The sequence below is a fragment of the Massilia sp. Mn16-1_5 genome (genome assembly GCF_004798585.1).
In the GTDB taxonomy this organism is placed as follows: domain Bacteria; phylum Pseudomonadota; class Gammaproteobacteria; order Burkholderiales; family Burkholderiaceae_D; genus Telluria.
On sequence record NZ_PPXQ01000011.1, the window covers coordinates 181,541 to 193,467 of the forward strand.

Here is an 11,927-nt window from a genome sequence, read left to right on the forward strand (position 1 = left end):
GGCAGGTTTTTTTCCGTCGGATTACACTACGCCGTCGAATTAATTGTTTTCAAAAGGATCACCATGAGCGCTTATTTGCAGGGACAGGAAATGACTGGCGGTGCGGCTCCTGCGCCGGTCAAGCCGGTAGCAAAGGCCGTCACGATTCCGGCCTTGCAGGCGATGCGTGCGGCCGGCAACAAGATCGCCATGCTGACCTGCTACGACGCCAGCTTCGCCTCGCTCATGGACCGCTGCGGCGTCGACATCCTGCTGGTAGGCGACTCGCTCGGCATGGTCTGCGCCGGCCACAGCTCGACGCTGCCGGTGACCCTGGCCGACATGGTCTACCACACCGCCTCGGTGGCGCGCGGTAACAAGAACGCCCTGCTGGTCGCCGACCTGCCCTTCGGCAGCTATGCCACCAAGGAAATGGCCTTCGAGAGCTCGGCCGCGCTGATGCGTGCCGGCGCCCAGATGGTCAAGATCGAAGGCGGCGCCTGGCTGGCCGAGACCGTCTCCTTCCTCGCCGAACGCGGCATCCCCGTGTGCGCCCACATCGGCCTCACCCCGCAGTTCGTGCACGCGCTGGGCGGCTTCAAGGTGCAGGGCAAGACCGACGAAGGCGCCGAGCGCCTCAAAAACGACGCGCTGGCCCTGCAGGCGGCCGGCGCCGCCATCGTGCTGCTGGAAGCCGTGCCGGCCGCGCTGGGCAAGCAAACCACCGAACTGCTGCAGGTGCCGACCATCGGCATCGGCGCCGGCCCCGACTGCTCGGGCCAGGTGCTCGTCATGCACGACATGCTGGGCGTGTTCCCAGGCCACAAGGCGAAGTTCGTGAAGAACTTCATGGAGGGGCAAGCCAGCATCGAAGGCGCCGTGCGCGCCTATGTGTCCGGCGTGAAGGACGGCAGCTTCCCGGCTCCGGAACACTGTTTCTAAAAACGAAACAATGGACGCCCCGAACACGCGATTGTTCCTGGCGCTGTGGCCGGATCCGGCGATCCGGCATGCCTTGCGCGAACGGCGCGACGCCTGGGACTGGCCGCGTGGCGCCAGTCCCGTCCATACGGATAAACTGCACCTGACCCTGCACTTCCTTGGCGAAGTGCCGAGCGAACGGGTGCCGGAACTGCGGCGCGGCTTTGCGGTGCCGTTCCAGCCATTTACGCTGTCGATCGGCGTGCCGAAACTCTGGCCGCATGGCGTGGCCGTACTGGAACCGCACGAGCAGCCGGCCGAGCTGATCGAATTGCACGCGAATCTGTCTGCTGCCCTGCTTGCGCTCGGCCTGCAGCCCGAGGCGCGCAGCTACAAACCGCACGTGACGCTGGCGCGGCGCGCCAACAATGCCGTCGTGCCGCCCGAGGCAGAGCCGCTGGTCTGGAAGATCGACGGCTTTGCGCTCGTTGAATCGAAGCCGGCGAATGGCGGCGGCTATACGGTGATACAGCAATACTGAATCGCTTTTAACGCAGCTTCAGTAGTGGTAGCGGCAGGCCACGACATAGATGCCGTTGTCTGCAGGGAGATAAACGAGGCGGTGCTCTTTGGTGATTCGTCGTGACCAGTAGCCGGTCAAGTCGCCCTTGAGCGGCTCGGGCTTGCCGGTGCCACGAAAGGGATCGCGACGGCACTCCTCCAGAAGCCGGTTGATTTCGTCGACGATCTTCGGATTTTCTTCTTGCCAGTAGAGATAGTCTTCCCAGGCGTTATCAGTCCACGCAAACGCGAATTGCTTAGCTTCCTTCTTGTTCTGGACCTTCTTGTTCATTACGCAGTAATTCCCTGATGTGGGCTTTGCCGGCCTTGAGCTGGGCAATGGATTGCATCAGACGGCTTGCGTTTTTCGGCGAGCTCAGAAGGTACATTGTCTCTTCCATGCTGTTGAAATCCGCAAGTGACAACATCACCACGTGTTCGCCGTTGACCCGGGTCACAACCGTTGGTGCATGGTCTTTGCATACGTCGTCCATCACCGTCTTCAAGCTGGCGCGTGCCTCGCTAAAAGTGAGGATGTTCATAGGTTTAAATCTCCAAGGAATAGCCAATTGTACGTAATCTTGTACAAGCGGTCAAACCAAGCCGGGACTGATCGCTTTTTCACACCAGCAGCATCAGGTGCTCCCGCTCCCACGAACTGATCACGCGGCTGAAGGTCGCGAATTCCAGTTCCTTCACTTCGCAGAAGGCCTGCACGAATAAGTCTCCCAGCATGTTCGACAGCGGCGGGCACTGGCGCATCCGCAAAATCGCGTCTTCCAGGTTGCGCGGCAGGTCGTCGTGGATGTGCTCGGCGCTGTCGGCGGTGGGTTCGGACGGCTCGATTCCTTCGATCATGCCGAGGTAGCCGCAACTGAGCGTGGCCGCCATGGCGAGATAGGGATTGACGTCCACGCCCGGCACCCGGTTCTCGACGCGCCGGTTTTCCGGCGACGAGTTCGGCACGCGGATGCCGCAGGTACGGTTGTCGTAGCCCCAACGCACGTTGGTCGGCGCCGACTGGAAGCGAGAGAGGCGCCGGTAAGAGTTCACGTGGGGCGCGAACATCAATAATGCCGAGGGCACGTACTTTTCCAGTCCGCCAATGAAATGGAAAAACAGCGGACTCGGTCCGCCGTCGGACTGCGTGAAAATATTCCGGCCGCTCGCGGTGTCGATGACGCTCTGGTGCACGTGCATGGCGCTGCCGGGTTCGGTTTCCATCGGTTTCGCCATGAAGGTGGCGAAGATGCCGTGGCGCAGCGCCGTCTCGCGTACCGCGCGCTTGAACAGGAACACGCGGTCGGCCAGCTCCAGCGCGTCGCCATGGGCGAAATTGATTTCCATTTGCCCGGCTCCCGCTTCGTGGATCAGGGTCTCCACGCCCAGGCCGTGGGTCTTGCAGAAACTTGAGAGCTCGAGAAAGAAGGGATCGAAATCGTTGACGGCGTCGATCGAATAGGACTGGCGGCCGAGTTCGGTCATGCCGCTGCGGCCCATGGGCGGCATCAGCGGCACGTTCGGGTCGACATTCCGCGCGACGAGATAGAACTCCATTTCGGGCGCCACCACGGGCTTCCAGCCGCGCGCCGCATACAGGCCGAGCACGCGGCGCAGGACGGCGCGCGGCGCCAGATCGACCGGGGAACCATCGAAATTCATGCAGTCGTGGATCACCAGCGCGACCGACTCCGAAGCCCAGGGCACGACGCGCATCGTCGCCGCATCGGGTACGCACACCATGTCGGGATCGGTCGCGCCGACATAGGGCAGATTGTTCGGCTGCTCGCCGTTGACGGTATTCAGCAAGACGCTTTTCGGCAGGCGCATGTGCTCGCCGTCGAGGAAGAGATCCTTCGGCAGGATCTTGCCGCGCGCGATCCCCGTCATATCGGTGATGACGCACTCGACTTCGTGGATGCCGTGCTCGCGCAGGAATTCGCGCATGGCGTCAAGCGTCGCAGCACTCATCTGGGCTCCCGGCTCTGGACCGGTCAATGTAGCACGGTGCGGTATTGCGGGCCGTCCGGTGTACTGCTCAAGTAGTGTGAATATTCACATGCAACATTAAAAGACAGGCAGCAAAGCGACTCTAGATGAAACAATTGGCGAGAATTGCCGAGGTAATTTATTGCGCCACTGTCGGGAAAAACGCACAGTTTTCTCGAAACACGGCAAAACCACGCAATTTATTTCCACATGGAAAATCGTGGTGCTAACATTTGTTTCCCCAAGCCAACTTCGCATCCTGAATCATGAAACACTTTTTCCCTCTGATCCTGATCGCCGCTTCCCTGACCGCCTGCGGTGGCGGCGGTAGCGACAGCACCGCCGCTGCGGCAAGTGCAACGTCGGCACCGGCCCCAGCTGTGGCGCCGGCAGCCGCGCCAGCACCGGCCCCGGCACCCGCCCCGACGACCACCCTGGCAACGCGTCCGGCTTCTCCCGGTATCGGCTTCTATGCCGGCTCGGTCAATACCGACAGCTCCGGCAGCACCATGGCCATCCAGTTCAACCGCGGCACCAACCTGACCGCCTCGGGCAACCTGAACTCGTTCTGGCTGAACGCGAACGAAGCGGGCGGCACGGTCCTCATCGGCGGCAGCCAGAACACGGTCGTGTTCCAGCCGACCGCGATCCCAGCCACCGTGACCGTCACCGGTTCGGCCAACACCTTCTACATGCCGGAAGGCTCGCCGATCAAGCTCGACGGCGCCGGCGCAGAAATGAGCACGGTCAAGTACTACAAGCCGTAAGCAATAGCCATCTGCTACGACAGAAAGCGGGTTTCGCCGACGCGAACCCGCTTTTTTCTTATCCACGCTGGATCCAGGTGATGGTCAGCTTCGTGAACTCGGCCGGGAATGTGGTGCCCCCTTTGGAGAAACGTATGCAATACGCTGCAATATGCCCCCCGGTCATTGGCGCAGATCATTGAGTAGCAAGAGTGAAGCGGCCGCAATCAGGAGCTTGCTAGGATGAATTTCCCTCAATCAACTTCATGAACTGTCATGATTAAATCATTTTCCTATGTGCTCGTTGCCGCCCTGCTTACTGCCTGCGGCGGTGGCGGCGGTGGCGCGAGCTCTGGTGCCGCACCGGCCGCGACTTCCAATCCGCCGGCACCCGCCGCCGCTGTGCCTGCGACGACATTGGCGACGCCGCCCACGGCTGCGGGGATTCCCGTCTCGACCGCGAGCATGTCGACCACCGCATCGAGCGGCGACTACCAGCTGAGCTTCAAGGGCGCGACCGATCTCAACGTCGGCGGCAATCTGAACCGCTTCTGGATCGATGCTGCCCAGGCCGGCGGTACGGTCACCGTTGGCGGCGGCCAGAACACCTTCGTCTTCAAGCCGAGCGCGACGCCGGCCACCGTCACCGTCACCGGTTCGGCGAATACCTTTTATTTCCCGGAAGGTTCGAAGATTGCCCTCAGCGGCGCCGGCGCGGCGCAGAGCACCGTCAAGTACTACAAGCCCTGAGCGGGCAGCCAAGCGGGTTTCGCCGACGCGAACCCGCTTTTTTCTTACCCGACCTGGATCCAGGTCGTCTTCAGCTCTGTGTATTTATCGAAGGCATGCAGCGACTTGTCGCGCCCGTTGCCCGACTGCTTATAGCCGCCAAAGGGCACCGTGATGTCGTCGTTGTCGTACTGGTTGACGTGGACGGTGCCGGCGCGCAGCGCGCGTGAAGTGCGAATCGCCTTGCCGATATCGCTCGTCCAGACCGCCGCCGCCAGGCCGTAGGGCGTGGCGTTCGCCTGGCGCACGGCCTCGTCGAGCTCGGTGAACGACAGCACCGACAGCACCGGCCCGAAAATTTCCTCGCGTGCGATCCGCATCGACGCCTCGACGCCATCGAACAGGGTCGGTTCGATATACAGCCCGCCGGACTCGACCCGCGCCGCCCTGCCGCCGGCCAGCAGGCGCGCCCCATCCGACTTGCCCGATTCGATATAGCCGAGCACGGTCTTCATCTGGACCGGGTCGACGATCGCGCCCATCACGGTGGCGTCGTCGAGCGGATCACCGGGCGCGAAGTCCGGGATCATGCGTAAAGCCTTGTCGAGGAAGGCATCCTTGATCGAGGCCTCGACGAACAGGCGCGAGGGCGCGTTGCAGCTTTCTCCCTGGTTGAAATAGATCGAGCCGATGGCGGCGGCGACCGCGGCGTCGAGATCGGGGCAATCGGCGCAGACGATATTCGCCGACTTGCCGCCCAATTCCGTCCAGGCGCGTTTCAGGTTCGACTGGCCCGCCATCTGCACGATGTCCTTGCCGGTGCGGGTGGAGCCGGTGAAGGCGATGCAGTCGACGTCCATGTGCAGCCCGAGCGCGCGGCCGGCTTCCTGGCCGAAGCCGGGCAACACATTGAACACGCCCGGCGGCACGCCCGCTTCCAGTGCCAGATCGGCCAACTTGAGCGACGTCAATGGCGCCTTTTCCGATGGCTTCAGCACCAGGCTGTTGCCGGCGGCGAGCGCCGGGCCGATCTTCCAGGCCGCCATCAACATCGGGTAATTCCAGGGAATGATGGCCGCCACCACGCCGACCGGCTCGCGCGTGATGAGGGCCAGGCTGTCCTCGCCCGTGGGCGCGACCTGGTCATACACTTTGTCGATCGCCTCGCCGTACCAGCGGATGCAGTTCTGGGCCAGCTGGACGTCGACGCTGCGGCTGTAGCGGATCGGCTTGCCCATATCGAGGGTTTCCAGCAGCGCCAGCTCGTCGCGGTGTTCCAGCATCAGGTCGGCAAAGCGGACCAGGATCTTCTTGCGCTCGCTGGGCGCCTTTCCCGCCCAGCGCCGATCCTCGAAAGCGGCGCGGGCGGCGCCAACCGCCGCGTCGACATCAGGCCCGTCGCAGCGCGCCACCTCGGCCAGCTTGCGGCCGTCGACCGGAGAAACGCAATCGAAGCGGGCGCCCGAGCGGGCATCGAGCCGTTCGCCATCGATGAAAGCACGGCCATCGATCCGCAGCGTGGCGGCCCGTTCCTGCCATGGTGTTGTTGGCATGCCAGTGTTCCTTTCAAACTGAATAAAAACACGAGGAAAAACGGCGCAGACCCCATCCTACGACGGGCTTCTGCCGCTATAATCGCCGATTTTCCGCCCGATAATTTTTCACTCCCCGGAGCTGCTTCTAAATGAACTACACCTTGATTACCTGTGTCGTGCTCTACCTCTTGGGCACGCTCGCGCGGGGAGTGTGGGCGGGTACGCGCATCAAGAATACCAGCGACTTCGCGGTGGCCGGACGCAGCCTGCCCTTGATCATGGTGATTACCACCACCTTCGCCACCTGGTTCGGGGCGGAGACCGTGATGGGCGTCCCCGCCAGGTTCGTGCAGGGCGGCCTGAATGCCGTCATCGAAGACCCGTTCGGCGCCGGCACCTGCCTGATCCTGGTCGGCCTGTTTTTCGCCACTAAACTGTACAAGCTCAACCTGCTGACCATCGGCGACTATTACCGCCAGCGCTACGGCAAGGGCATCGAGGTGTTCTGCTCGGTGGCCATCATCCTCAGCTACCTGGGCTGGGTGGCGGCGCAGATCACGGCGCTGGGCCTCGTATTCTCGGTGCTGACCAATGGCGCGATGGCGCCGGCCATGGGCATGGTGATCGGTACCCTGGCGGTGCTGATCTACGTCGTGGTCGGCGGCTTCTTGGCCGTCGCGCTCACCGACTTCGTCCAGATGATCGTGCTGGTGATCGGCATGTCGGTCATCGCCTTCTTCGCGGCCGACCTCGCCGGCGGCGCCGATCGCGTGCTCGGCATGGCGCAGCAGGCCGACCTCTGGCGCCTGTGGCCGGAGCCGACTTTCACCGACATCATCTTCTTCTTCGGCGCCGCCATCACCATGATGTTCGGCAGCATCCCGCAGCAGGACGTGTTCCAGCGCGTGATGTCGGCCAAGGACGCCCCGACGGCGCGCACCGGCGCCGTGATCGGCGGCGCCAGCTACATCCTGTTCGGCTTCGTGCCGATGTTCATCGTCGCCGCCGCGGTCGTGGTGATGGGCGATAACGCCATGGACATCGCCAAGAACGATTACCAGCGCCTGCTGCCGACCTTCGTCATGACGAAAATGCCGCTGGTGATGCAGATCCTGTTCTTCGGCGCCCTCCTCTCGGCGATTAAAAGCACTTCGTCGGCGACGCTGCTGGCGCCATCGACCAGCTTTACGGAAAACATCCTCAAGAATCTGCGTCCCGGCATGAACGACAAGCAGCAGCTGTTCGCGATGCGCATGACCATCGTGATCTTCGCGGCCCTGGTGCTGGCCTATGCGATCGCGATGGAAGGCACCTCGATTTATGAGCTGGTGTCCTCGGCCTACCAGGTGACCCTGGTCGCCGCCTTCGTACCGCTGGTCATGGGCTTGTATTGGAAGCGCGCGACGACCCAGGGCGCGATTTTCTCGATCGCGGCCGGCCTGTTCGTGTGGATCCTGTTCTTCCCGCAGATTTCCTCGCTGGGCGAAGTCTTCCCGGGGCAGCTGGCCGGCTTGCTGGCGGCATTTGCCGGCATGTTCGTCGGTTCGCTGGCCCCGCAGGTGCTCAAGAACCGCACGGAAGCGCCGAAGCATATCCAGGTCAACGCGTAAGCGGTAGGGTGGGCGCCCCGTGCCCACCGAGAACATGCGCCGCGTTGGCGCATCGTTTTGGTGGGCACGGGGCGCCCACCCTACGGCCTACATCCATCCACGCGTTCGTAATTCGGCGAGCGTCAGATCCAGGCAATTCCAGATCCGCAGCGCCATCTCGTCGATCTCCGCCTTCGTCATCACCAGCGGCGGTGCGACGATCATCCGGTCTCCCACCGCGCGCATGATGACGCCATTGTCGAACATGTAGCCGCGGCAGACCATGCCGACGTGCAGCGCCGGATCGAAGCGCACGCAGTCGTGTACCGTGGTCCCCTTCTCGCGCACCAGGTTCAGCCCCGCCACCATGCCGCAACTCTCGGCGTGACCGACCAGCGGATGCGTCGCCAGCTCGGCGAATGCCGCTTTCAAATGCGGCCCGGTTTCCAGCGCCACGTTCTCGATCAGCTTTTCCTCGCGCAGGATACGCAGGTTTTCCAGCGCCGCCGCGCAGGCGACCGGGTGGCCGGAATAGGTAAAACCGTGGTTGAAATCGCCGCCCTGCTCGATGAGGGCCTGCGCCACGCGTTTTCCCACCAGCACGCCGCCGAGCGGCACGTAGCCGGAGGTGACGCCCTTGGCAAAGCTGATCAGGTCGGGCCGCATGCCCATCAGTTCCGAACCGAACCAGGTGCCGAGCCGCCCGAAGCCGCAGATGACCTCGTCGGCGACCAGCAGGATGCCGTACTTGTCGCAGATGCGCTGCACCTCCGGCCAGTAGGTCGGCGGCGGAATGATGACGCCGCCGGCGCCCTGTACCGGCTCGCCAATGAAGGCGGCCACCTTGTCCGGCCCGACTGCCAGGATCTCGTCTTCCAGCCAGCCGGCCGCCACCAGGCCGAAGGCGTTCTCACTCAGGCCCTGCCCGTGTTCGGCATAGTTCGGCTGGCCGATGTGGCGGATGCCCGGGATCGGCAGTCCGCCCTGGGCGTGCATGCCGGCCATGCCGCCCAGCGAAGCCCCGGCCATGGTGCTGCCGTGATAAGCGTTGTGACGGCTGATGATGACCTGGCGCTCGGGCTGGCCGAGGATGTCCCAGTAGCGGCGCACCATGCGCACGATCGTGTCGTTCGCTTCCGAGCCGGAGCCGGTGAAAAACACGTGGCTGAACTGGGGCGGCGCGAGCGCCACCAGTTCGGCCGCCAGCTGCACGGCCGGGACGTTGGTGGTATTGAAGAAGCTGTTATAGAAAGGCAGCGTTTCCATCTGGCGGTAGACCGCCTGCGAGATCGCCGTGCGGCCGTAACCCGCGTTCACGCACCAGAGACCCGACATGCCGTCAATCAGCTGGTGGCCGTCGGAATCCCACAGGTACACGCCCTGCCCGCGTACGATGACGCGCGCACCGCGACTTCGCAGCGCCGCGTGATCGGTGAAGGGATGGAGGAAGTGGGCCGCGTCGAGCTCCTGGATGGCGCGCGTGTCGAACGCCGCCACACCAGATGGACCCAAGGAAGCAATGCTGGCGGCAAGGACCGCCGTTTCGTCGGTTGCCATGATGGCACCTCTTTTAGTTTAGAAAACCCTAGTTTGGTCAGACATGCAGTAGCAGGTGTTCGCGCTCCCATGGGCTGATCACGGTCATGAACTCCTGGTGCTCGAGTTCCTTGATCGCGGAATAAACGTCGATGAAACGGTCGCCCAGCACTTCGCGCAGGCGCGTTTCGTTACGCACCAGATTCAATGCTTCCGGCAGGCCTTGCGGCAGTTCGACAGGCATCTTGTAGGCACTTCCTTCGACGATCGGGGTCGGCTCGAGCGCGTCGACCATGCCGAGGTAGCCGCAGGCCAGGGTCACGGCCAGGGCCAGGTAGGGATTGGCGTCGGCGCCGATGATGCGGTTTTCGATGCGGCGGTCCTGGGCACCGGAGACCGGCACCCGGAAACCGACCGTCCGGTTGTCGATGCCCCACTGCAGGTTGATCGGCGCGGCCGTGTGGCGCACGATGCGGCGGTAGGAATTCACGTAGGGCGCGACGATCGCCATGGCCGAGGGCATGTAGCGCTGCAGGCCGCCGATGTACTGCTGGAACAGCTTCGATTCCTTGCCGTCCTCGCCGCTGAAGATATTCCGTCCGGTCTTCACATCGACCACGCTCTGGTGCACGTGCATCGCCGAGCCTGGCTCGCCCGCCATCGGCTTGGCCATGAAGGTGGCGTACATGTCGTGCTTCAGCGCCGCTTCGCGCAGGGTGCGCTTGAAATAGAAGACCTTGTCGGCCAGGCCCAGGGGGTCGCCGTGCTGGAAATTGATTTCCATCTGGCCGGCGCCGATCTCGTGGATCAGGGTGTCGACGTCGAGGTTCATCAGGTCGCAGTAATCGTAGATGTCCTCGAACAGCGGATCGAATTCGTTGACGGCGTCGATGCTGTAGACCTGGCGGCTGGTTTCGGCGCGGCCGCTACGGCCGATCGGGGCGGCCAGCGGCAAGTCAGGGTCGATGTTCTTCGCCGTCAGATAAAACTCGAGTTCGGGCGCCACCAGCGGCTTCCAGCCCTTCTCCGCATATAGTTTCAAGACCCGGCGCAGCACCGAGCGCGGGGCGAAGTCGACCAGCTCGCCATCGGCAAAATAACAGTCGTGGATCACCTGTGCGGTGGGATCGACCGCCCACGGCACCATCGTGATGGTAGTCGGATCGGCTTTTAAGATCATGTCGCGGTCGGTGCTGGAAATGGCCTGGTCGTAGGCCTCGTCGCCGACCGGCGAGTTGCCGGTCACGGTCATGCCGAGCACGGCTTCCGGCAGGCGCATGCCGCGCTCTTCGGTAAATTTAACCCGGGGCAGGATCTTGCCTCGGGCAACGCCGGTCAGGTCGGGGACCAGGCATTCGATTTCGGTGACGCGCTTGGCATTGAGCCACTCGTCCATGTCGGTGTAGGAAAAATTCTCGCGGATTGCCATCATTGCCTCTCAATTGTTCGAAGTCGCAAGGACGCGACGCGCGTCCTGCACGTGGGGAGAGAACGAGGCAAGCTAGGGAACGGCGCGCGCCACCCAGCGCATTTCCCAATGGACGCCAGTGGTCATGATCGCCCCTGCTTTTTGGCGCGGTAGTCGCGGCAAGCCTGGCCGAAGGCGCCGAACATCTTCATGGAATACGGGTTGTGCGTGATGCGCCATTCCGGGTGCCATTGCACCGCCAGCGTAAAGCCGGGTGCGGCGCCGACCGAGAATGCTTCGACCAGGCCGTCTTCGGCGGTCGCTTCGATCACCAGCCCCGGCGCCAGTTCGTTGACGCCCTGTCCGTGCAGGGAATTGACGGGAATTTCATCGGCGCCGACGATCCCGTGCAGCATGCCGCCCTGGACCAGGGTGATCTTGTGGGCATCGCCGTATTGCTCATCCATGCCGAGTTCGGGGTTTTCGCGGTGGTCGAATTTACCCTCCACCAGCTGCACCGCCTGGTGCAGCGAGCCGCCCAGGGCCACGTTCATCTCCTGGAAACCGCGGCAGATCGCAATGATCGGGATGCCTCGTCCGACCGCCGCCCGGATCAGCGGCAAGGTCGTTTCGTCGCGCGCCGGATCCTGCGGCAGCGAAGGGTCGAGCACCTCTTCGGAGTAATAGCTGGGGTGGACGTTGGAAGCGGAACCGGTGAGCATGATGCCATCGCACAGCTGCAGCATGGTCTCCAGGTCCAGGTCCTTGCCGAGGGACGGCAGGATCATGGGCGCGCAGTCAGCGCCGAGGACGATGGCGTCGACATACTTGTGCTGGGCCGCGTGGTACGGGTGTTCGCCGAAATCACGCGTGCATGCTGGAACGATGACGATGGGGCGCATGGTGTCTACCTTGTCGTGAGCGCACTGGGATC

The 11,927-nt window shown here is 63.2% G+C and carries 12 protein-coding genes; 5 read left to right on the forward strand and 7 right to left on the reverse strand.

All coding sequences use genetic code 11. The features are described 5' to 3' along the window. Positions 1–63 precede the first annotated feature (63 nt). Positions 64–921 (forward strand): 3-methyl-2-oxobutanoate hydroxymethyltransferase, encoded by an 858-nt coding sequence (gene panB / locus C2862_RS15225; protein WP_136220980.1) that lies wholly within the window; start codon positions 64–66, stop codon positions 919–921. 10 nt (positions 922–931) lie between these two features. Continuing rightward, positions 932–1,441, forward strand: a complete 510-nt coding sequence (gene thpR / locus C2862_RS15230; protein ID WP_136220981.1) for an RNA 2',3'-cyclic phosphodiesterase — start codon at positions 932–934, stop codon at positions 1,439–1,441. An 18-nt stretch (positions 1,442–1,459) separates the two neighbouring features. Here the strand turns inward: thpR and C2862_RS15235 are convergent, their stop codons facing one another. The 3 genes from C2862_RS15235 to C2862_RS15245 form a co-directional block, all read right to left on the reverse strand. Beyond that, positions 1,460–1,753: a Txe/YoeB family addiction module toxin gene (locus C2862_RS15235; protein ID WP_136220982.1), complete on the reverse strand. Its 294-nt coding sequence runs from the start codon at positions 1,751–1,753 to the stop codon at positions 1,460–1,462. Next, positions 1,719–2,003, reverse strand: coding sequence for a type II toxin-antitoxin system Phd/YefM family antitoxin (locus C2862_RS15240; RefSeq protein ID WP_136220983.1), 285 nt, complete (start codon positions 2,001–2,003; stop codon positions 1,719–1,721). Before C2862_RS15240 ends, C2862_RS15235 begins: the two co-directional genes overlap by 35 nt. A gap of 79 nt (positions 2,004–2,082) precedes the next feature. After that, entirely contained in the window at positions 2,083–3,432 is a 1,350-nt protein-coding gene (locus C2862_RS15245; protein ID WP_136220984.1) for a glutamine synthetase family protein, read from the reverse strand. Between the two features lie 284 nt (positions 3,433–3,716). On the opposite strand from C2862_RS15245, the gene C2862_RS25275 reads away from it, so the two are divergent. Both C2862_RS25275 and C2862_RS15255 read left to right on the forward strand, forming a co-directional pair. Continuing rightward, positions 3,717–4,217 (forward strand): hypothetical protein, encoded by a 501-nt coding sequence (locus C2862_RS25275; protein ID WP_168710073.1) that lies wholly within the window; start codon positions 3,717–3,719, stop codon positions 4,215–4,217. A 255-nt stretch (positions 4,218–4,472) separates the two neighbouring features. Then, a complete protein-coding gene (locus C2862_RS15255; RefSeq protein WP_136220985.1) occupies positions 4,473–4,946 on the forward strand; it encodes a hypothetical protein in 474 nt (157 codons plus the stop codon). Positions 4,947–4,990: 44 nt separating this feature from the next. On the opposite strand, the gene C2862_RS15260 is transcribed toward C2862_RS15255, so the two are convergent. Next, positions 4,991–6,478, reverse strand: a complete 1,488-nt coding sequence (locus C2862_RS15260; protein WP_136220986.1) for an aldehyde dehydrogenase — start codon at positions 6,476–6,478, stop codon at positions 4,991–4,993. Positions 6,479–6,609: 131 nt separating this feature from the next. Between C2862_RS15260 and C2862_RS15265 the strand changes: the two genes are divergently transcribed. After that, positions 6,610–8,070 (forward strand): sodium:solute symporter family protein, encoded by a 1,461-nt coding sequence (locus C2862_RS15265; protein WP_136220987.1) that lies wholly within the window; start codon positions 6,610–6,612, stop codon positions 8,068–8,070. Between the two features lie 87 nt (positions 8,071–8,157). Here C2862_RS15265 and C2862_RS15270 read toward each other — a convergent pair whose 3' ends face one another. The 3 genes from C2862_RS15270 to C2862_RS15280 form a co-directional block, all read right to left on the reverse strand. After that, complete coding sequence (locus C2862_RS15270) at positions 8,158–9,606, reverse strand: aspartate aminotransferase family protein (protein WP_136220988.1); 1,449 nt, start codon at positions 9,604–9,606, stop codon at positions 8,158–8,160. Positions 9,607–9,643: 37 nt separating this feature from the next. Beyond that, positions 9,644–11,014 carry a glutamine synthetase family protein gene (locus C2862_RS15275; protein WP_136221024.1) on the reverse strand — a complete coding sequence of 457 codons (1,371 nt, stop codon included), beginning with the start codon at positions 11,012–11,014 and terminating at the stop codon, positions 9,644–9,646. A 122-nt stretch (positions 11,015–11,136) separates the two neighbouring features. Beyond that, positions 11,137–11,895, reverse strand: coding sequence for a gamma-glutamyl-gamma-aminobutyrate hydrolase family protein (locus C2862_RS15280; protein WP_136220989.1), 759 nt, complete (start codon positions 11,893–11,895; stop codon positions 11,137–11,139). Positions 11,896–11,927: the final 32 nt, after the last annotated feature.

Bases quoted from the DNA above. Each gene is read 5' to 3' on its own strand.
- C2862_RS15260 (WP_136220986.1), bottom strand. From the start codon at position 6,478: ATGCCAACAACACCATGGCAGGAACGGGCCGCCACGCTGCGGATCGAT.
- C2862_RS15265 (WP_136220987.1), top strand. From the start codon at position 6,610: ATGAACTACACCTTGATTACCTGTGTCGTGCTCTACCTCTTGGGCACG.
- C2862_RS15245 (WP_136220984.1), bottom strand. From the start codon at position 3,432: ATGAGTGCTGCGACGCTTGACGCCATGCGCGAATTCCTGCGCGAGCAC.
- C2862_RS25275 (WP_168710073.1), top strand. From the start codon at position 3,717: ATGAAACACTTTTTCCCTCTGATCCTGATCGCCGCTTCCCTGACCGCC.
- thpR (WP_136220981.1), top strand. From the start codon at position 932: ATGGACGCCCCGAACACGCGATTGTTCCTGGCGCTGTGGCCGGATCCG.
- C2862_RS15235 (WP_136220982.1), bottom strand. From the start codon at position 1,753: ATGAACAAGAAGGTCCAGAACAAGAAGGAAGCTAAGCAATTCGCGTTT.
- C2862_RS15270 (WP_136220988.1), bottom strand. From the start codon at position 9,606: ATGGCAACCGACGAAACGGCGGTCCTTGCCGCCAGCATTGCTTCCTTG.
- C2862_RS15280 (WP_136220989.1), bottom strand. From the start codon at position 11,895: ATGCGCCCCATCGTCATCGTTCCAGCATGCACGCGTGATTTCGGCGAA.
- C2862_RS15275 (WP_136221024.1), bottom strand. From the start codon at position 11,014: ATGGCAATCCGCGAGAATTTTTCCTACACCGACATGGACGAGTGGCTC.
- panB (WP_136220980.1), top strand. From the start codon at position 64: ATGAGCGCTTATTTGCAGGGACAGGAAATGACTGGCGGTGCGGCTCCT.
- C2862_RS15240 (WP_136220983.1), bottom strand. From the start codon at position 2,003: ATGAACATCCTCACTTTTAGCGAGGCACGCGCCAGCTTGAAGACGGTG.
- C2862_RS15255 (WP_136220985.1), top strand. From the start codon at position 4,473: ATGATTAAATCATTTTCCTATGTGCTCGTTGCCGCCCTGCTTACTGCC.